Here is a 19,784-nt window from a genome sequence, read left to right on the forward strand (position 1 = left end):
ATACGCCGCGTCGGGACAAAACGGCCCGGCCAACGGGCTGCACGATACCAAGACGATTGAGGGGGAGGGCGCATGACCGCCAGTTCGCAGGCACCTGAGGCGAAAGGCTTTCGCTGGAAACTTGTTGCGCCGCTGGTGGTATGGCTGGCGATCTATCTCTTGCCGGTTCCGGCGGGTCTCAACGTCAATCAGTGGCACTATTTTGCCGTGTTCGCGGCCGTCATCACCGGGCTGATCCTGGAATCGATGCCGGTCGGCGCGGTCGGCCTGATCGGGCTGACGGTTGCCGGCGTCGGCGGCTATATCGATCCCGATCCCAACAAATCGCTGCGCTGGATGCTGGCGGGCTTTGCCGAGAGCACGGTGTGGCTGATCGTCGGCGCCTTCGTGTTCTCGATCGGCTATCGCAAGAGCCAGCTTGGCCGGCGCATCGCGCTGGTGCTGGTGCGGCGGCTCGGCACCAACACGCTCGGCCTCGGCTATGCGGTGGCGATGTCGGACTTCCTGCTGGCGCCGGCGACGCCGTCCAACACCGCGCGCAGCGGCGGCATCGTCTATCCCATCATCAGCAACATCCCGCGCATCTACGGCTCCGAGCCGGGGCCGACTGCCGGCAAGATCGGCACCTACGTGATGTGGACCGCGTTCGCGGCGACCGCGATCACGAGCTCGCTGTTCTTCACCGCACTGGCTCCGAACGCGGCGGCGCTCGCAATCGCCAAGAAGACGGTGGGTGTCGATGTGAGTTGGGGCCAGTGGTTCATCGGCTTCGCGCCGCTCGGCATTCTCCTGATGATCCTTGTTCCGCTGCTCAGCTACGCGATCTGCCGGCCGGAGGTGAAGCACAGTCCCGAAATCTCCGAGTGGGCGGCGAAGGAGCTCGCGGAGATGGGCCCGATGTCGCGCAACGAGTGGATCATGCTGGCGCTGATCATCCTCGCGATGTTCCTGTGGATCGCGGGCTCGAGCCCGGACATCAACCTGCCCCTCCTTGGTTCGAACTTCGTCAATGCCACGACTGTCGTGTTCATCGTGATCTCGCTGATGCTGGTCACCGGCGTCATCGAGTTTGCCGACATCGTCAGCGAGAAGGGCGCCTGGGAAGTGTTCTTCTATTTTACCTCGCTATTGACGCTGGCTTCGGGACTGAACGAGATCGGCTTCATCAAATGGCTCGCCAATGAATTCGCCAAACCGCTCTCGGGGCTCTCGCCGTCGACCGCGATGATCCTGCTGGTCGCGCTGTTCTTCTGGATCCACTATTTCTTCTCGAGCATCACCTCGCATGCGGCGGCCGTGCTGCCGGTGGTGCTCGCGGTCGGCTCCGGCATCCCCGATCTGCCGGTCCCGACGCTCGCCGCGCTCTGCATGTATTCGCTCGGCCTGATGGGCGTGATCTCGCCTTACGCAACCGGGCCGGCGCCGATGTATTACGGCAGCGGCTATATCGGGAAGGGCCAGTTCTGGGGCTTTGGCCTGATCTTCGGGGTGCTGTATTTCGCCGGGCTGCTGCTGATCGTGATGCCCTGGCTCGCCATGGTCCGGTGAGCCCTGCCCAGGCGAATACCCTCGGCAGATGAATTTTCTTCGCTAGGGGAGGATTGGGAAAACTTCGCCCAAGCCTCCGCAAATATCTGAAATTGCAAGAAAGACTGGAAAAGGCGATGGTGTGGTGCAGTGCAGCGTCGCCATTGGGTGCCTGCATTGCTCCACCCTCCGTCGCGTGAATAGCGACCTGGTTCTCGTGCGCCTTTCCGGCGGGCGAGCTAAATATCGTGCATGAAAGCCGCTTCCATGAATGCGCACCCATCGCTGGTAATCGGACAGCCGGTCGAGATCCCTGACGCCGCGGCTGAACCGGAGGCAATGGTTCGTTTCGAGAGCATCTCAAAGACCTATCCGGCCTATCGCGGCAAGCCCGGCGTCGACGCGCTGCAAGGCATCGATTTCGCGATTGCGCGTGGTTCCATTACCGGCGTGATCGGCCGCTCCGGCGCCGGCAAGTCGAGCCTGGTTCGGCTGATCAACGGGCTGGAGAAGCCCACCACGGGCCGTGTCGTCGTCGACAACAAGGATATCTCGGCGCTCACGGGCCGCGAGTTGCGGCTGGCGCAACGCTCGATCGGCATGATCTTCCAGCATTTCAACCTGCTGTCGTCGCGCACCGCCGCTGACAACATTGCGCTGCCGCTGGAGATCGCAGGCTGGTCCAAGGCCGACATCAAGGCCCGCGTGGCCGAGCTGCTCGACCTCGTCGGCATCGCCGACAAGCACGACCGTTACCCCTCAGAGCTCTCCGGCGGCCAGAAGCAGCGCGTCGGCATTGCCCGTGCGCTGGCGACACGGCCGAGCGTGCTGCTGTCGGACGAGGCGACCTCCGCGCTCGATCCGCAGACCACGCGCGCCATCCTCGACCTGCTTGCCAACATCAATCGCGAGCTCGGGGTGACCATCGTGCTGATCACCCATGAAATGTCCGTGGTGCGGCAGCTCGCCAAGGAAGTCTTCGTGCTCGATGCCGGCCATGTCGTCGAGAGCGGCCACGTCGCTGATATCTTCACGCACCCGAAGCATCCAATCACGCAGTCGTTCCTGGCCGAGGTAACCGGCGACAGCCTGCCGGTTTCGCTGGCCAGCCGGATCGTGCAGGAGCCGGGCAGCCACGCCGTGATTCGCGTCCAGGTGCGCGGGGCAGGGGCGGGAGACACGCTGATTGCGCGGCTCGCCCGCGAGCTCGGCCTCGACGTCTCACTGCTCTCGGCGCGCATTGACGAGATCGGCGGCCAGCATGTCGGATCGCTGGTGCTCGGCATTCCTCTTGGCATTTCTGGCGGCGAGGGCGCGACGACGCGCACGCTGGCTTGGCTGTCCCAATATCAATTCCCGGCGGAGCGTCTCGGCTATGTCGCCTGAACTCATCAACCTGATCGTCCAGGCCACCTTCGAGAGCCTGTACATGGTCGGCATCGCGGCGCTGCTCGGCACCGCCTTCGGCCTGCCGCTCGGCGTCTTCCTTGCGACCAGCCGGAAGGGCGAGCTGTTCGCGGCGCCCACCGTCAATCGCGTGCTCGGCATCGTCGTCAATGCGACGCGCTCGACGCCATTCATCATCCTCGTCGTCGCCATCATCCCGTTCACCCGGCTGATTGCCGGCACCTCGATCGGCTCGACCGCGGCGATCGTGCCGCTGGTGATTGCGTCGACGCCGTTCATCGCGCGCCTGGTCGAGGCTGCGATCCGCGAGGTCGATGGCGGCCTGATCGAGACCGCGTCCTCGTTCGGGGCCTCGCCGATCCAGATCGTGCTCAAGGTGCTGATCCCCGAGGCGCTGCCCGGCCTGTTGCTGGCGCTCACCCTCGCGGTCGTCAGCCTGCTCGGCTATTCGGCCATGGTCGGCGCCGTCGGTGGCGGTGGTCTCGGCGATCTCGGCATCCGCTACGGCTACCAGCGCTTCATGCCGGAGATGATGCTGGCCGTCGTGGTCGTGCTCATCGCGTTGGTGCAGCTCGTCCAGAGCGCGGGCGACTATCTGGCGCGCCGGGTCAACCGCCGCCTGCGGCACCGCTGAGACGCGCGTCAGGCTAGCCTGGCGCGCCGCAGCGTCTCCGAGGGCAGTTCGGAGAAATGGCGCTTGTAGTCGAGCGAGAACTGGCTGAAGTGCCAGAAGCCGTGCTGCACGGCGATGTCGTAGACCGACGCCTCGGCGCCGCGCTTGAGGTCACGCCGCACGCGGTTGAGCCGCATCGCGCGCCAATAATGCATCGGGCTCGTGCCCAAGACCTCCCGGAAGCAATAGCCGAGCTTGCGCGGGCTGGCGCCGACCGCCTTGCAGACCTCCAAGAGCGAGAGCGAGCGATCGCCGCTGCCATGCATCCGCGCGCGGGCGCGGTCGACGGTGCGCTTGCGCGTCACAGCGCTCCGGCCGGGATCGGTGGGGCGCGCCGTCGGCAGCATGTCCATGATCTCGACGAGGAGGGTATCCTCCAGCGCCTGCCTTGCGACCGGATCGTTGAAACGTTCGGGGGCGGTCGTGATGGTCTCCTGGATCGCTGCCAGATGCGCGCGCAGCCGCGCGACTGGCGCTTCAGCCATTTCCATCGCACGTAGCTGGTGCCAGACCGCGCGCGGCAGTTCGATCTCGAGATTGGCGGCCAGTTCCTCGATCAGCGCCGCGCTGGTGACGACACCGCGGAATTCGAACGCCTTCGGCGTGCACATGTCGACTTCGGCATCGATGCAGGCGATCACCTGGGAGCCTGCGACGCTGGCGCCGTTGCAATTGACCTCACCGTCGCCATGCCAGGGCAGGCCAATGCCAAAGCTGCCGGCACCGAGCTGGCCGTATTGGCGGACCTGCTGGCTGGTGATTTCGCGGAATACTTCGACGCGGGGCAGGGAGAGCTGGGTAAAGCTTCCCGTGAATGCGCCGGCGCTGATCTGGTCGTAGCTCAGCCGCCAGCGCCCCAGCGCGGCACAATGCTCATCCACATCCGTGCTGCTCGCCTGGAACAGGCTGGCAGCCGAGTCTTGAATCGGAAGAGTTGCGCTTAAGGCCATGACAGCATGTCAGAATTTGTTAGCCGAGCCGCCAGCAAGAACCACGCCAGACTGGCACGGCCACCGGCGCTGTCCAGCAAAATATTGCCGGATCTCGATAACGCCTGCCGCGACCAGAGTGCAGTCTTCCTCACTGCCATTCCCGGCATCGGAGCCGGGATCGCGCTTTGCGGAGGGATCGAGATGCGACCGACCGAGATCATGCGCGGCAGCCCGCCCGCGCCCGAGGCCCAGGTGACGCGCGCCAATTGGCGTAGCTTTCCAGCCATCCGCTGGGGCTTCACCCACACCCGCGAGGTGCTGCCCACCGCCGAAATCCGCCGCTCGGCGCATCCGACGCCAATTGCGAGTGCACCGCGCGAGCTGGCAAAACTCGGCTTCACTGCACCCGACGGCAAGGCGACCACGATCGAGGCGACGCTGCGCGAGACGTTTGCAGACGCGCTGCTCGTCATGCACCGGGGCACACTGATCCACGAATGGTACGGCGACGGCATGAGCGTGACCACGCCGCATCTGATCTGCTCGATCAGCAAGGCGGTCGCCGGCGCGCTCGGCGGCGTGCTGGCCGGGCGCGGCTTGGTCGATCCGGAGGCGAGGGTGGTGCGCTACGTGCCGGAACTCGAGACCTCGGTCTACGGCACCTGCACGGTTCGCAATCTCCTCGACATGGCCGTCGCCATCCAATTCGAGGAAGACTACGAGGACCCGGCCGGCGACGTCGCGCGCTACCGCTTCTCCTCGGGCTGGGATGTGCCGCCGCCCGGCGTCGAGCCCGGCCATCAGCGCGCCTATCTCGCCACGCTCCGCGGCACCGGCAAGCCGCATGGCAAGGTGTTCCACTACGTGTCGACCAACACCGAGGTGCTCGGCTGGGTCTATGAGCGTGCCTGCGGCATGCCTTACCATCGCATCCTCTCCGAATATCTCTGGCAGCCCTTGGGCGCGGAGGAGGACGGCTCCCTCACGCTCGACAGCCACGGCATGGGCCGCCTCGCCGGCGGTATCTCCGTCACCGCGCGGGACCTGCTGCGCTTCGGCGAGATGATGCGCAATCGCGGCGTGGTGGAGGGGCGGCAGGTCGTACCGGGCTGGTGGATCGACGACATCCGCGAAAACGGCGACCCCAAGGCCTGGGCCGACGGCGACCTCGCCGAGTTCTTCCCGGGCGCGCGCTATCGCAGCAAATGGTTCACGATCGATCCGGCGCGCAACGCGCTCACCGCGATCGGCATCCACGGCCAGCACCTCTATGTCGATCTCGAGTCGGACACCGTCATCGTCAAGCTCGCAACGCAGCCCAAGGCGATGGACGTGCCCATCGACCAACGCTGGTTCGAAGCCTTCCGCGCCATCACGACACATCTCGCTCCGCGCTAACGTCAGGACATCACATGCTCGATACCGTCAAAGAAAAATCGTCGACGCAGACCGCGACGCCGCATCCGCTCGATCCGCTGACGGCGGAGGAGATCACGGCAGCCTGCACACTTGTACGTACCGCTGCGACCTCGCCCGAGAACTGCCGGTTCCCGACGGTGCGGCTGGAAGAGCCGACCAAGCAGGAGCTGGCCGCAGGCGGAGTAGGGCGCCGCGCCTTCGCGCTGACGCTCGACGTGGTGACGGGCGAGGCGATCGAGCACATCGTCGATCTCGCCCGCAACGAGATCGTCGCACGAAAGGTCATTCCGAACCGCGAGGCACCGTACGGCCAGCCGTCGGTGATGCTGGAAGAGTTTTTCAAATGCGAAGCCGTGGTCAAGGCCGATCCCGGCTGGCGCGCGGCGATGGTCCGGCGCGGGCTCACCGATGAGGATATCGAGCTGGTCCAGGTCGATCCGTTCTCCTCGGGCTTCTTCGATTTCGAGTTTGAGCGCGGCGCTCGCATCGTCCGCGCCGTCAGCTTCTTTCGCGAGCATCTCCAGGACAACGGCTATGCCCACCCGATCGAGGGCGTGGTCGCCGTCGTCGACCTGATCAGTGGCAAGGTCCTCGACCTCACCGATGCGGACCCGATCGTGCCGATCCCGCGCAAGAAGCGGAACTACGGCGCGCACGAGGTCACCAATCCGCGCACCGACATCAAGCCGCTGCATATCGAGCAGCCGGAAGGCGCAAGCTTCAAGGTGGATGGCTGGAATGTCGAGTGGCAGAAATGGAGTTTTCGCGTCGGCTTCACGCCGCGTGAAGGCCTGGTGTTGCATCAGCTCGGCTATCAGGACGGGATGCGCAAGCGCTCGCTGATCCATCGCGCCAGCGTCACCGAAATGGTGGTGCCCTACGCCGATCCAACCGCGAACCACTTCTGGAAGTCGCCGTTCGATGCCGGCGAATACGGGCTCGGCATGCTCGCAAACGCGCTCGAGCTCGGTTGCGACTGCCTCGGCCACATCCATTATTTCGACGTGCCGGCAGCCGACAACAATGGAAAACCCTTCGTCATGCAGAACGCCATCTGCATGCATGAAGAAGACTACGGAATTGCCTGGAAACACTATGAATTCCGCAACGGCCTGTTCGAGGTGCGGCGCTCACGCCGGCTCGTGATTTCGTTCTTTGCGACCGTCGGCAATTACGATTACGGCTTCTACTGGTACCTCTACCAGGACGGCACGATCCAGCTCGAAACCAAACTCACCGGCATCATCCAGACCGCCGCCGTGCAGCCGGGCGAAAAGTACAAATGGGGCGGCATGGTCGACGATAGTCTGGGCGGGCCGACGCACCAGCATTTCTTCAACGTGCGCCTGCACATGGATCTCGACGGCGGCGGCAACACCGTCAGCGAGCACGATTTCGTGCCGCGACCCTGGGGCCACGACAATCCGCACGGCAACGCGTTCGACACCACGACGCGCGTTCTGTCACGCGAGCGCGATGCCGCGGCGATTGCCAATGGCGAGACTGGCCGCTTCTGGAAGATCAGCAACCCCAGCGAGACCAATTCGGTCGGCAATGCGCCCGCCTACAAGCTCGTGGTCAATCCGAGCCCGCTGATGCTGGCGCAGGAGGGCAGCTACGTGCGCAAGCGCGGCGGCTTTGCCACCAAGCACGTCTGGGTGACGGCCTTCGACAAGGACGAGAAATACGCCAGCGGCGACTATCCCAATAACCATGCCGGCGGCGACGGGCTCCCGCGCTATGCCGCGCAGAACCGCAACATCGAGAACACAGATCTCGTGGTGTGGCACTCCTTCGGCCACACCCACATCTGCAAGCCGGAGGATTTTCCGATCATGCCAGTCGAATATGCCGGCTTCATGCTGAAGCCGACCGGCTTCTTCGCGGCCAACGCCGCCGGCGACATCCCGCCGGAGCGCAACAGCCGCAGCGTGCTCGCGGGCGAGCAGAAGGGGGCGGGCGATGGGGCTTGCTGCCACAAGAGCTAGGCAGGTGGCGGATAGTAGAGAAACTCGATCATCAGGCAGCCATCGCGGGTGAAGAACGGTCCATGCTCGACATGGGCCGGCCTCACGGCGTAGGTGCCGGCCTCCAATAGCCGCGTTTCCTGTGCGGCGGTGCCGATCGACAACGTACCCGAAACCAGAAACACCTCCTCGCACCAACCATGCGAGACCGGCTGGCCCACAGAGGCGCCGGCAGCCCACCGCGACAGCCGCGTCACGGCGCCCGTCCGGCTGGGGTGATCGAAGCGACCGGACAGGATCTTCTCCTCGACCCCGACATAGCCGGGGACAGGGCGCCATCCCTCATCGGCCAGCGCGTTGAAAAACTCCCGGTGGTCCTTCATGAACCGACCGAAGCCGGGCTCCGCCATGCAATCATCTCCCGCGCCGACACTGACACGGGTGCGAGCTTACAGCAGGTGAAAGGCGTTTCCCACATCGACCAGCAGAGCAGGGCGGTCCCGCAACGACAGTGCGTTCAGTCCGCCATCAGTTCGACGTCGCTGGACGCCGGGCCTGCAACGAGACTGTCGAGATCGACCAGCAGCAGATCGGCCATGTGGGTGAGCTGGTGGAGCGGGATGCTGATCTCGCCGTTCTCGGCGCGTGAGACGAACTCGGGCGAGACGCCGACGAGGTTCGCAATCTGGGCCTCGGTATAGCCACGCGCCTCGCGCGCGCCTTTGACCTGGGCGCCAATGTGCTGCCTGTGCAGGGCCTGCTCTTCCTCGGTCATCATGAGGGCCTGCTCATCCGCGCTCGCGACACCATCGGCGAACGCGACGCCGAGCAGCCGGCGCTTCTGCCAGGCCACGCGGCAGGTCTTTCGCAAGCCGTCGGCAAAGACCAGCGTCGCCTCTTTCGGAAATGACAGCGACCAGTCGAGCTTCAGCCGTGCGCCGGTGCCGGAGACATCGGCGATGGTGCAGGGAATGCTCACGGTGCCCCTGGCACCGTCGAATTCGATGATCCCGGTCCTCGCCGTGGACTGTCTGGTCGCCGCGCGCAATTCGCTCATGGACGTCGCCCCCGGATGCCCAGCACTTGCTGAGAATCTGCAGCCGATTTTACCTCTCGGGTTCCCTGCGCTCAATCGAACCCGCAAGCCATGGTGAAGGATTGGTTCTCGAACCGGCAGGGCGCGCCGCCGGGGATGAACCTTCCGGCCCGGCAACGCCACCAAGATTGGAGATCGCCTCCAGCTTTCCGGACATCGCAATGAGATCGCTCGCCTTGCTCTGCCTGCTTGCCTTCGTCACGCCCGCACGCGCGGCTTCTCCCGAGCAGCACTATCTCGATCTGCGCGACCGCTACATCGCCAAATTCTCCAAGGCCAAGGAGAGCGACGAGACCTTCAAGCAGCACGATGCGGCGCTCAACGAGCTGACCGGCGTGCTGCGCGGCCTGGTCGGTCCCGTCACGATCAAGGGGCTGCCGGCCGACGGCAAGTCGAACGCCGACACGCTGTTCAAGGGCGACAGCGGCTTTGGCCATCTCGACGGGCTCGGCTTCGCCACGGAGGGCGACAAGCAGCAGGCCGTGGTGACCACGACCGCGCTGCTCAAGCACTGGCTGCGCGAACACAGCAAGGACGGCATGCCGCAGGAGATCGATTCCGCATTCCGGTCGGACCGCTTCTACTATCAGGCGATCCAGGACTCAGCCTTCGCCAAATATGCGGAGTTGCCGATCACGAAGCCCGCATCCGCGAGCGCCGCAGTCGCCGTGCTCGGCGTGCGCGGCAATGGCGATCTGAAGGGGCCACCGCACGAGATCGACGTGGTCGCGATCCAGGGCGACAAGGTGTTCTTCCTTGCGGCGACCGACGCCATCAAGACGGCCGAGATCCCGGCCTGCGAGAAGGTCTGGAAACAGATGATGGCCAAAAAGGTCCCGGAGGATTCCATGGCGAAGGAAGACCAAGCGATGGATGCCTACACAAAATGCTTTGCCAAGGAGGCGCCGGGCCAGAGCTGGTTCACGGCGGCGGTGAAGAAGGCGCAGGCCCAGTTGGACATGCTGCCGCTGCGGTAAGGCCGAAGCGCGCGCCATGCAGAAACAGTCATCAAAGCAATCGCGGCGCGCTCAGATCGTGAAATCCCTCGCATGGAGGTCTGCCGTGTGGACCCCGGCTAACGTAATCGCGTCGTTGGTCGTCAGATGGATCACGGCATTTCCCGAGCTGTCATCGCTGATCAGGCTCAACAGCGCCTTCCAGCTCGCGAAGCCATAATCATGCAAATTGATCACATCGTGCTCTGGCGCCGTGCTGCCGACGGCGCGATTGCCTTGATCGAAATCATGGATCACATCCAGGCCGGAGCCCTTGTCGAAGACGAACTTATCGTTGTTCGGCCCGCCCCAAAGCTGATCATTCCCGGCCCCGCCGTTCAGGATATCGTTGCCGCCCTTGATCGAGCCGGGCGCGGAAGGAGCGTAGTGCAGGGCGTCGCCGACCAGGGTGTCGTTGTGCGACCCGCCAATGAGGACATCGTTACCGCCGCGCGCATTGCCTGACATGGTATCGGCGTCGCCGATCAGCGCAACGGACTGCGAACCGTTGGGATCACTCACACCGAAAAAAGCCGTGAGAACGTCGTTGCCGCCGCGAGCATCGCCCTCCAGAAAACCTGCATCCCCATACAGGGTGGCGCCTCCGTTCTCGGCATCGCTTCCCACCACGAGGGTGAGGACGTCATTGCCGCCGTGCGCATGATCGGACATGGTGATGGCGTCGCCGTAAAGTCCCGCGGAGCCGTCCTGGTTAGCCTCGAAGGCGAGCAGCGTGTCGTTGCCGCCATGGGTGTGTCCCGTCATGGTGGCGCCATCGCCGACCAGAGTGTTGGACGATCTGCCCCCGAATACCCCGACGATGTTGTCGTTGCCTCCCTTTGCGTGATCCGACATAACGCCTTCGGTGTCTCCATAAAGCGAAAAGCTCGTGAAGACCGAGTTCTTGCTGCTGGCATAGAGCGTGTCATTGCCACCCTTGGCGTGGTCAACCATCGATTGCGCATCGCCGTCGACGATGACGGTGTCCTCGAAGCCGGCCAGGCTAACCGCGAGCGTGTCGTTGCCGCCGTGGGAATGACCGTCCAGCGTCGCGCCGTCGCCGACGAGATCAAGAAAGGTCTGGGTGCCTATGCTCACCGTGATGGTATCGTTGCCGCCGCGGGCATTGGTCGGGAAGTCGGGATCTCCGAACAGCGTTTCGAATTGCTGGTCCCCAATCGCGAGCGTGATCGTGTCGTCAGGCAAATGGCGCATGACAGCAACTCCGAATTCGTTCGCGGAAGCCGGCGGTCGGAAAAAAGATATCGCTCGCGAAACACGGCGACCGTGCGGCGATGATGAAGGCTACCAAGGGTTGATGACGGAGATTTGCCTAGAACTGGACGTCATTGCGGCGGAGCACAAGATGAAGCCGCAGGGCTATGCGCTGAGACCCAAATTCCAGCCGCGCCCGCCTTCGCCAAAAATCTCGTGGCCGGTCGCCGTCACCACCAGCGTATCCTCCAGCTTGATGAAGCCGCGCTTGGGATGCTTCATGGTGGTCTCGATCGAGACCACCAGGCCGGGTTCAAGCGGCAGCCTTGCATCGACATCATCATAGGGAACCGGACCCGTGGCGGTCAGGCGAGGGGCCTCGTGGCTGACGAGACCCATGCCGTGGGCCAAAAACTCCGTGCAGCCACGCTGGCTGATCTGGGCGAGTTGCCGCTCGGCCGCGACGTAGATGTCGCCGCCCATGGCGCCCGGCCTGACCGCGCCGAAGGCGGCGCGCTGGACCGCTTCGATCTCGGCGAGATAATCCTTCAGTTCGGTATCCGGCTCGCCGAGCACGGCCATCCGGGCGAGGTCGCCGATATAGCCGTGATAATTGCCGCCGGAATCGAGCGACAGCACGTCGCCTTGCTCCCAGCGCTGCGACGATGGCGCCCGGTTGTGGCTGCTGCCGCAGGCCAGCAGGCAATACTCAAACGTCAGTCCGCGGTTGGCCTCCGCGACACGCAATGCATCCGACAATTGCTGCTTGGTGGTGCCCGGGCCATGCTGCGAGATCACCTCCAGCATCGATGCGATCACGAGCTCCGAGGCTGTCTTGAGCTTGGCCAGTTCCTCCGCCGACTTCACCGCGCGCAGCCGCTCCAGCACCAGTAGCGCGTCCTTGAGCTCGGCGCCGGGCAGGGCCTCGGCCAGCGCCTTGCCTGCGTCCATCGGCAGGAACGCCATCTCGACGCCGATCCGCTTCATCGGCACGCCGGCGTCCTTCAACGTTGCGACGGCGCGCATCACGGCGTCGACCGAGCCGTTGGACTCGGTCCGAACCTGCGGCACCCAAGGCGGCGCCACCGCGCGCTGGTGGGTTTCCAGCCTGTGGCCGACATAGGCGGCTTTCTCCGGCGCACCCTTGGGATAGACCAGGACCGGGAGATAGCGGCTGATGCCCATGGCATCCATGTAGTCGAAGAAGATCGCGCGCTCCGCGCCGAGCATGTACTGCACATTGTGCTTGGACGTCACGATCAGGACGTCGAGGCCTGCGGCCTCCATCAGGCGATCGAGCTTGGCGGCATCGAACGGAATGGCGCGCGAGTTGCTGGTGCGAGCGATGTTCTCCTGCATGACGAACTCCCAATGGTGGCGCGGCTTGAGTGGCTGCGTCCGTTGTCTGGCATTTCCTGGACACGGATTGTGAGCCGGGAACGGGGTTCTGGATAGCCCTGGCGTCGGCCCAACCCTCCTTCTTCACCTAGGAGTGAGCTTGCCGGCGCTCAGCCGGCCATCCGGTGCAACATACCGTTTTGTTCTCAAACCATTCCGATACGGCATTAGTGCTTAGGCCTGCACTCGTCCAATGTAGTCCGCAAATCAACAAGAGAGCCATTGGCAACGACCGATGGCCGCGCGGAGGAAACCATGAGGCTCAGCAGGCTGCTTTCCATTGTCGCATTGGCAGGGCTGATCGTTTCGCCCGCCATGGCCCAGACGCCAGATGCCGCCATCGCCGTGGAGGGCGGGCAGATCCGCGGTGTTGCGTCCGATGTTGCAGGGGTCACCATCTACAAGGCGGTGCCGTTCGCAGCACCACCGGTCGGCGACAACCGCTGGAAGGCACCTCAGCCCGTGGTGCCCTGGTCGGGCGTCAAGGACAGCAGCGCATGGCCGAACCGGTGCACCCAGCTCGCCAGCGCCAATCCGCCGGGGACGTTCTACTACAATGAATATTATTGGGACCCGGCGAAGGATCCCAAAGACAGCGAAGACTGTCTCTATCTGAACATCTGGGCCCCCGCGAAGCCCGTCAACGGCTCGCTCCCGGTGATGGTGTACTACCACGGCGGCGGCAACCGCCACGGCAACAATTCCGAGGTCGAGTTCAACGCGGCAAAGCTCGCCGCCAAGGGCATCATCGTCGTCTCGGCGGCCTATCGCCTGAACATCATGGGCTTCCTCGCCTTGCCCGGAATGAAAGAGGAGGGCGCTGGAAATTTTGCGATCCTCGACGCCGTGGCGGCGCTGAAATGGGTGCACAACAACATCGGCGCGTTCGGCGGTGATCCCGGCAAGGTGACCATTGCCGGGCAATCGGCGGGCTCGCGCAATGTCAGAAGCGTTCTGTCCACGCCGCTCGCCAAGGGCCTGTTCCAGCGCGCGATCATGCACTCGAGCCCAACCGTGATGGCGCAGCCGGGAAAGCCGAACTACGTGACGCTCGCGGACAAGACGGCCGCGGCCGGTCCGGTCTTCGAAAAATCCTTTCCCGGCAAGAGCCTCGACGATCTCAGAAAGCTGCCGGCCGAAGAGTTCTACAAGGATCCGGCCAAGATCGACGCCATGTACGCCGTGACCAGCAACATGTACGCGGTCATCGACGGTCATGTCCTGACCACGGACTCGGTGGACCTCACGAAGGAGGGCGCCCTCAACGGCGTTGACGTCATCGTCGGCACGGTCGCCGACGAGCGGACGGCGCTGGACGGTGCGCCGGACAAGGTCATGGACATCACGGCCTTCCATGCCTATTGGAAAAAGCTGCTCGGCGAGGAACTCTACGCCAAATATGCGTTCGAGAAGCTCTACCCGGCGTCCAACGAACGCGACGCCTACCGCCAGCACCTCAAGGCCCAGGCTGACCTGCTGCTCGAGCAAAACCGGATCGCGGGTTCGCTCCTCACGGCCAGAAACCCGGCCAGCAAGGTCTACGTCTTCTACTTCAACCATCCGACACCCGGACGCGATCGCGAATTCTACGGCGCGTGGCATTCGTCCGACCTCTGGTACACCTTCAACTCGCTTCGCAACGAGCCCGGTCAACGCCAGTGGGCGTCCTATGATTTCGAGCTGGCGGAGCAGGCCTCCTCGATGTGGGCCAATTTCGTCAAGACGGGCGATCCCAACGGCGAGGGCTTGCCGGCCTGGCCCAAGGCCAGCCGTTCCAACAACGGCACCTACATGTCATTCGCCGAGACATCGACCGGCGCGACCAGCGCCTCGCCGTATCTCGGCACGACAGCCGAACGCCGCAACGCGCTGTTCCACGATTACCAGATGACGTTCTACGGCGTGAGCGAGTGAGAGCCCCTCCAGCTAGCGTCCACGCCTGAGCTCCTCGGTCGCGCGCCGGAGGACGTCGTGAAGCCAGTCGTGCGATGGCTCGCCCTCGATGCGTTCGTGCCACAACAGCCGGACCTCGACCGGGGTCGTGGCGTAAGGCAGCTCGCATGTTGTGATTGCATGCGCGCGCGCGAACGCCCGCGCCAATGGCCTCGGAACGATGGCCGCCAATTCCGAGTCCGCGAGCAGGGCGGGCAGGGCCAGGAAGTGCGGCAACGAAACAGCTATTCGCGGGGGCCGATCGCTTTCGGACAGCGCCCGTTCGAGCGCCGCGCGGTCGTACATTTCCGATCGCCTGGCGAGGCCGCGCTCGGAGATGAAGCCTCCGATCGCTCCCTCCTGCTCGCCGCCGAAGGAGACAACGACCAGCGGCATGCGCGCCAGAGCCGCGTTGTCGATCCGGCCGAGCTTGCGCTTCCCGCCCACGATCAGCACGTCGTCATATTCGAACAACAGCGACGTCCGGAAGCGGCTCGGCGGGTCCGAGAAGACGCCGATCGCAACGTCGATGCGACCAAGGTCGATCTGCTCGGCAAGGTCGATCCGTGTCACCGGTTTGATGATCAGGTCGATCGCCGGCGCCTCATGCCTGAGTATCTTCAGGAGCGGTGAGGCCAGCACCATCGTGGTGAAGTCGTTGGCGGCGAGGGTGAACTGCCTGGTGGAAGCGGCCGGAACGAAGCTCGGCAGTTCGACCGCCGCTTCAAGCGACCGCAGAGCTTCGCGAACCTGCGGCGCCATCGTCAATGCGCGCGCTGTCGGCTGCATGCCGGTCGCGGTGCGCACGAACAAATCGTCTTCCAGCATCTCGCGGAGCCGGGCGAGCGAGTGGCTCACGGCGGATTGACTGAGGGCAACGCGCTGGCTTGCCCGCAGCACGCTTCGCTCCTCCATGACGGCGTCGAAGACCTTGAGCAGGTTCAGGTCCAGGGTCTTGAAGGAAACAGCCACGAGCAGAATACCGTCGCAGGCGGATCGCGCGCCCGTTGCGTACCTGCGATCGTTTCCAGTTAAGGCCATACGCGGCGCCGACGCAACCGAGCAGGGTGCCCGGACCGCGACGCCAGGCCGCGCGCGTCACCAATCTGAAAGCGGTTCAGGATCACTCTGCAAGAGTTTCACTTCCGCAATTGCGCGATCCCGTCATGATCGCGGCGCCGGATTTGGAGGAGACGGGCCATGACATCCTGCGGGATATCGATCGGAATTGTTGGACTAGCACTGGCGCTGTTGACGGCGCCCGCCATTGCGCAGGATGGTCCCGTCAAGCTCGGCGTCCTCACCGACATGTCCTCGCTCTACGCCGACAACGGCGGCCAGGGCTCGGTGGTTGCGGCGCAGATGGCCGTCGACGATTTCAACGGTCAGGTGCTCGGGCGCACCATCCAGATCGTTGCGGGAGACCACCAGAACAAGGCCGATGTCGGCGCGACCATCGCCCGGCGGTGGCTCGAAAATGAAAATGTCGAGGTCATTCTCGACGTGCCGAACTCTGCCGTCGCACTGGCGGTGCAGGGCATCACGCGCGACAAGAAGAAGCTGTTCATCGCCACCGGCGCCGCTACGTCCCGCCTCACCGGCGACGAATGCTCGCCGACCGGGATCCACTGGACGTACGATACCTACGCGCTGTCGCAGGGAACGACGAAGGCGATGTCGCGTCTCGGCGCAAACTCCTGGTTCTTCATCTCGGTCGACTACTCCCTCGGGGCCCAGCTCGAGGCCGACAGCCGCAAGGTCATCGACGCCATGGGCGGCAAGGTGATCGGCGCCGTGAAACATCCGATCAACACGCCGGATTTCTCATCCTTCCTGCTCCAGGCGCAGTCGTCGAAGGCGGACGTGATCGCGCTCGCCGATTCCGGCGGGGACTTCATCAACGCGGTCAAGCAGGCCGGCGAATTCGGCGTTGCGCAGCGGCAGAAGCTTGTCGGGTTGCTCGTCTTCATTGCGGACATTCACAGCCTCGGGCTCCAGAGCGCCCAGGGCCTGATGCTGAGCTCGGCGTTCTATTGGGACCTGAACGAGGACACGCGCGCGTGGTCGAAGCGTTTCATCGCGAAAACCCAGAAGGTCCCAACCATGATCCACGCCGGCACGTATGGCGCGGTGATGCACTACCTCAAAGCAGTGCAGTCGGCGGGCACGCTGGATGGGCCGACCGTCGCCGCCGCGATGCGCGCAATGCCCGTGAACGATTTCATGACGAGAAACGGCCGGATCCGCGACGACGGCCGGCTGGTCCGCGACATGTATCTGTTTCGCGTCAAGGCGCCCGAGCAGTCCAAATACAAGTTCGACTATTACGAGCTCCTGGCGACGATACCGGGAGAAGAAGCTTTCCGGCCGATGGAGCAGGGCGGATGTCCGTTCCTGAAGAAGTCATGATCGACCGGGGCGTCGCGGCCCAGAGCCGTATCGACGAGATCATCGCAGGCCGTTTTGCATGCCGCGACTTCTCGGGCGCGCCGGTCGGGCGAGGGACCATCGAGCAGATTCTGCGCGTGGCGCGGTTTGCGCCAAGCGGTGCCAACATCCAGCCCTGGCGCGTCTACGTCCTGGCCGGCGCCGCCAAGGAGCGGGTGTCGGCGGCGCTGCGCGAGGCGCACGAAACGGCCCGCGACGAGCACGTCTCGGAATACAGCTACTACGCCAGCGACCTGCCCGAACCCTACCTGCAGCGACGACAGGCGTTCGGCCAATTGTTCTACAGCTCGCTCGGCATCGCCCAAACCGATACCGAGGCCAGGAGCGCGCAGACGGCAAAGAATTATGCGTTCTTCGGCGCTCCCGTCGGGCTGATCGTCACCATCGACCGGCGCCTGCAGGTCGGGAGCTGGCTCGACCTCGGCATGTTCGTCCAGAACGTGCTGCTGGCTGCGGCAGGCCACGGGCTTCAGTCCTGTCCGCAGGAGACGTTCTCCAGATATCACCGCATCCTGCGCCCGCTGCTGTCGATCCCGGCGGAGCAAATGGTGGTGTGCGGCATCTCGATCGGCCGAGCCAGGGACGAAACCCGGGGCAGGCTGATGCCGCGTGCGGACATTGCCGAATTCGCCGCGTTCGCGGGGTTCGAAGACCAGTGTGCAACCGAAGTTGAAAAGGACACGGCCATGGGAAGCCGAGAGGACCTGATTCAGAGCAGCATTCCTTTTCTGCGCGAGGTCAAGGATATGACACCGGGCGCAGAGATGGAGCGGTGGCTTAATGAGACATACGGAGAGGACAGCCAGCTCTACCGGCACCTGGCGCGCCTGATCAAACGCGGCGTCGAGGAAGGCTGGGCGGCCAACCAGGAGGTCGATGGTCCCAACTACCGGCGCAGCCGCATCCTGGAGCCAACGCCCGACACGTTCCAGTTCAGCATCACGGCCGTCTACATGAACAGCACCGACCCGCGCCGCTTCAAGGACGAGGACGACCACGACGTGCTGCGCGGGCAGTATCACGGCCATCCCTATGGGGAACTGAACCTGGTCGTGCCGCTGGACAAGGGCGCCGAGCTGAAGGGGCTGCAGGGCTGGCAGGGGCCGGGCTGGACGGCGCCCGATCCCGGCAGCCGCCACTATCCCGAGGTCCGCGGCGGCGCCGTCATCGCGCTGTTCTATCTGCCGGCCGGACGCATCTCTTACGACTTCGCCGCGCCGTCCTGATTGCCGACCGAACGATCTCGCGTGGCGCAATTCGCGGGCGCCATTCGTTTCGAAGCAAGCACAGCCTGAGGCCCGCGCGGCGACGATGCGTCGCGATGGCCGCGGCCTGCGAGGCCGGCCTTGACTGGAGAGGAGGCACTTCAGCGACCAGACGCCAAGTGACCACCGACCCGGACAGCCATATCCGTAATTCGCATAAGGTATATTATGGAATATATTTATACCCAATTGGATCAGTTATTTAGGCGAAGCTCCTGCCACAACGCCTTCGCTGCCAGCTGATCTTTGGCCTGACCATCGATCGTCGTCTCAGCTCTTGACGGCTACTGTGCATGGGGTTGTTTTCGCCTTTTTGAATCCGGCCCATCTGCCGAAAGCCGATATTGCCGTGCCCTTGTCCGGCTGCAATAAGCGAGCTTCGCGAGATCGCAGATGACTGCTGACCGGACGTCCGTATAGGTTTGCGTCTCACAACAAGAACAAACTTCCGAGGAAGCAGACCCATGAGTTTTTCCCGCCGCACGCTTCTCAAGGCCTCCGCCGCGACCGCCGTCTTTGGCGGCGTCAGCGCGCCCTATGTGGCTCGTGCCCAGGCCGCCGAGTTCTCCTACAAGTTCGCCAACAACCTGCCGGAGTCGCATCCGTTCGTGGCGCGCGCCCGTGAGATGGCAGCTGCGATCAAGACCGAGACCAACGGCCGGTTCGACTTGCAAGTGTTCCCGAACAGCCAGCTCGGCTCAGACACCGACATGCTGAGCCAGGTGCGCTCCGGCGGCATCGAGTTCTTCACGCTGTCCGGCCTGATTCTGGCGACCCTGGTGCCGGCGGCCTCGATCAACGGCATCGGCTTTGCGTTCCCGGATTATCCCACGGTCTGGAAGGCCATGGACGGCGATCTCGGCGCCTATGTGCGCGGCGAGATCAACAAGGCCGGCCTCGAGGTCATGGACAAGATCTGGGACAACGGCTTCCGCCAGACCACGTCCTCGACCAAGCCGATCAACGGTCCGGACGATTTCAAGGGCTTCAAGATCCGTGTGCCGGTGTCGCCGCTGTGGACCTCAATGTTCAAGGCGTTCGATGCATCGCCCGCCTCGATCAATTTCGCCGAGGTCTATTCGGCGCTGCAGACCAAGATCGTCGAGGGCCAGGAGAACCCGCTGGCGCTGATCTCGACGGCGAAGCTTTACGAGGTCCAGAAGTACTGCTCGCTGACCAACCACATGTGGGACGGCTTCTGGTTCCTGATGAACCGCCGCGCCTGGGCAGCACTGCCGGACGACATCAAGACCATCGTCGCCAAGAACGTCAACGCCGCTGCCGTCAAGGAACGCGAGGACACCGAGAAGCTCAATATCACCGTCAGGCAGGAACTGGCGGGCAAAGGCCTCACGTTCAATCAGCCCGAGGTCGGGCCGTTCCGCGACAAGCTGCGCGCGGCCGGCTTCTACAATGAGTGGAAGGGCAAGTACGGCGACAAGGCCTGGGATCTGCTCGAGAAGTCCGTCGGCAAGCTGTCGTAACGCGTCAGAAGCAATAGGGGCCCTGC

Annotated in this window: 16 protein-coding genes and 1 pseudogene; 11 read left to right on the forward strand and 6 right to left on the reverse strand. The window is 64.1% G+C overall.

Annotated elements, in window-relative coordinates; all coding sequences use genetic code 11:
* Positions 1 to 72: 72 nt before the first annotated feature.
* From FXB40_RS02940 to FXB40_RS02950, 3 genes are all read left to right on the forward strand, one after another.
* Positions 73 to 1,548 (forward strand): DASS family sodium-coupled anion symporter, encoded by a 1,476-nt coding sequence (locus FXB40_RS02940; protein ID WP_148770715.1) that lies wholly within the window; start codon positions 73 to 75, stop codon positions 1,546 to 1,548.
* Between the two features lie 246 nt (positions 1,549 to 1,794).
* The gene (locus FXB40_RS02945; RefSeq protein WP_430646476.1) at positions 1,795 to 2,913 is read left to right on the forward strand and encodes a methionine ABC transporter ATP-binding protein; all 1,119 of its coding nucleotides are present in this window, start codon (positions 1,795 to 1,797) and stop codon (positions 2,911 to 2,913) included.
* Complete coding sequence (locus FXB40_RS02950; protein ID WP_148770716.1) at positions 2,903 to 3,568, forward strand: methionine ABC transporter permease; 666 nt, start codon at positions 2,903 to 2,905, stop codon at positions 3,566 to 3,568. The genes FXB40_RS02945 and FXB40_RS02950 overlap by 11 nt, the downstream gene beginning before the upstream one ends.
* 8 nt (positions 3,569 to 3,576) lie before the next feature.
* Here FXB40_RS02950 and FXB40_RS02955 read toward each other — a convergent pair whose 3' ends face one another.
* Positions 3,577 to 4,557: a helix-turn-helix domain-containing protein gene (locus FXB40_RS02955; protein ID WP_148770717.1), complete on the reverse strand. Its 981-nt coding sequence runs from the start codon at positions 4,555 to 4,557 to the stop codon at positions 3,577 to 3,579.
* Positions 4,558 to 4,740: 183 nt separating this feature from the next.
* On the opposite strand from FXB40_RS02955, the gene FXB40_RS02960 reads away from it, so the two are divergent.
* Together FXB40_RS02960 and FXB40_RS02965 are read left to right on the forward strand one after the other, a co-directional pair.
* On the forward strand, positions 4,741 to 5,937 hold the full coding sequence (locus tag FXB40_RS02960) for a serine hydrolase domain-containing protein (protein WP_148770753.1): 1,197 nt from the start codon (positions 4,741 to 4,743) through the stop codon (positions 5,935 to 5,937).
* Positions 5,938 to 5,951: 14 nt separating this feature from the next.
* Entirely contained in the window at positions 5,952 to 7,946 is a 1,995-nt protein-coding gene (locus FXB40_RS02965) for a primary-amine oxidase (RefSeq protein ID WP_148770718.1), read from the forward strand.
* On the opposite strand, the gene FXB40_RS02970 is transcribed toward FXB40_RS02965, so the two are convergent.
* Both FXB40_RS02970 and FXB40_RS02975 read right to left on the reverse strand, forming a co-directional pair.
* Positions 7,943 to 8,335, reverse strand: coding sequence for a cupin domain-containing protein (locus FXB40_RS02970; protein WP_148770719.1), 393 nt, complete (start codon positions 8,333 to 8,335; stop codon positions 7,943 to 7,945). The genes FXB40_RS02965 and FXB40_RS02970 overlap by 4 nt on opposite strands.
* A 107-nt stretch (positions 8,336 to 8,442) precedes the next feature.
* Complete coding sequence (locus FXB40_RS02975) at positions 8,443 to 8,982, reverse strand: helix-turn-helix domain-containing protein (RefSeq protein WP_148770720.1); 540 nt, start codon at positions 8,980 to 8,982, stop codon at positions 8,443 to 8,445.
* A gap of 200 nt (positions 8,983 to 9,182) precedes the next feature.
* Here FXB40_RS02975 and FXB40_RS02980 point away from each other — a divergent pair, with 200 nt between their 5' ends.
* Positions 9,183 to 9,998, forward strand: coding sequence for a hypothetical protein (locus FXB40_RS02980; RefSeq protein WP_148770721.1), 816 nt, complete (start codon positions 9,183 to 9,185; stop codon positions 9,996 to 9,998).
* A 51-nt stretch (positions 9,999 to 10,049) separates the two neighbouring features.
* Here the strand turns inward: FXB40_RS02980 and FXB40_RS02985 are convergent, their stop codons facing one another.
* Entirely contained in the window at positions 10,050 to 11,231 is a 1,182-nt protein-coding gene (locus FXB40_RS02985; protein WP_148770722.1) for a calcium-binding protein, read from the reverse strand.
* 165 nt (positions 11,232 to 11,396) lie between these two features.
* Positions 11,397 to 12,590: a M24 family metallopeptidase gene (locus tag FXB40_RS02990; RefSeq protein ID WP_148770723.1), complete on the reverse strand. Its 1,194-nt coding sequence runs from the start codon at positions 12,588 to 12,590 to the stop codon at positions 11,397 to 11,399.
* Positions 12,591 to 12,884: 294 nt separating this feature from the next.
* Here FXB40_RS02990 and FXB40_RS02995 point away from each other — a divergent pair, with 294 nt between their 5' ends.
* Positions 12,885 to 14,543 carry a carboxylesterase/lipase family protein gene (locus FXB40_RS02995; protein ID WP_148770724.1) on the forward strand — a complete coding sequence of 553 codons (1,659 nt, stop codon included), beginning with the start codon at positions 12,885 to 12,887 and terminating at the stop codon, positions 14,541 to 14,543.
* A gap of 12 nt (positions 14,544 to 14,555) precedes the next feature.
* On the opposite strand, the gene FXB40_RS03000 is transcribed toward FXB40_RS02995, so the two are convergent.
* On the reverse strand, positions 14,556 to 15,533 hold the full coding sequence (locus FXB40_RS03000) for a LysR family transcriptional regulator (protein WP_148770725.1): 978 nt from the start codon (positions 15,531 to 15,533) through the stop codon (positions 14,556 to 14,558).
* 228 nt (positions 15,534 to 15,761) lie between these two features.
* Here FXB40_RS03000 and FXB40_RS03005 point away from each other — a divergent pair, with 228 nt between their 5' ends.
* The 4 genes and pseudogenes from FXB40_RS03005 to FXB40_RS03020 all read left to right on the forward strand — a co-directional run bounded on the left by FXB40_RS03005 (position 15,762) and on the right by FXB40_RS03020 (position 19,758).
* Entirely contained in the window at positions 15,762 to 16,970 is a 1,209-nt protein-coding gene (locus FXB40_RS03005) for an ABC transporter substrate-binding protein (RefSeq protein WP_148770726.1), read from the forward strand.
* Positions 16,967 to 17,524: pseudogene (locus FXB40_RS50085) on the forward strand (nitroreductase); the annotation flags it as partial. The gene FXB40_RS03005 and the pseudogene FXB40_RS50085, both read left to right, overlap by 4 nt.
* A gap of 171 nt (positions 17,525 to 17,695) precedes the next feature.
* On the forward strand, positions 17,696 to 18,235 hold the full coding sequence (locus tag FXB40_RS50090; RefSeq protein ID WP_148770727.1) for a 4-hydroxylaminobenzoate lyase: 540 nt from the start codon (positions 17,696 to 17,698) through the stop codon (positions 18,233 to 18,235).
* A 503-nt stretch (positions 18,236 to 18,738) separates the two neighbouring features.
* Positions 18,739 to 19,758, forward strand: a complete 1,020-nt coding sequence (locus tag FXB40_RS03020) for a TRAP transporter substrate-binding protein (RefSeq protein ID WP_148770728.1) — start codon at positions 18,739 to 18,741, stop codon at positions 19,756 to 19,758.
* Positions 19,759 to 19,784: the final 26 nt, after the last annotated feature.

Origin of the sequence: Bradyrhizobium rifense, assembly GCF_008123425.1 — a bacterium.
Taxonomy (GTDB): Bacteria; Pseudomonadota; Alphaproteobacteria; order Rhizobiales; family Xanthobacteraceae; genus Bradyrhizobium; species Bradyrhizobium rifense.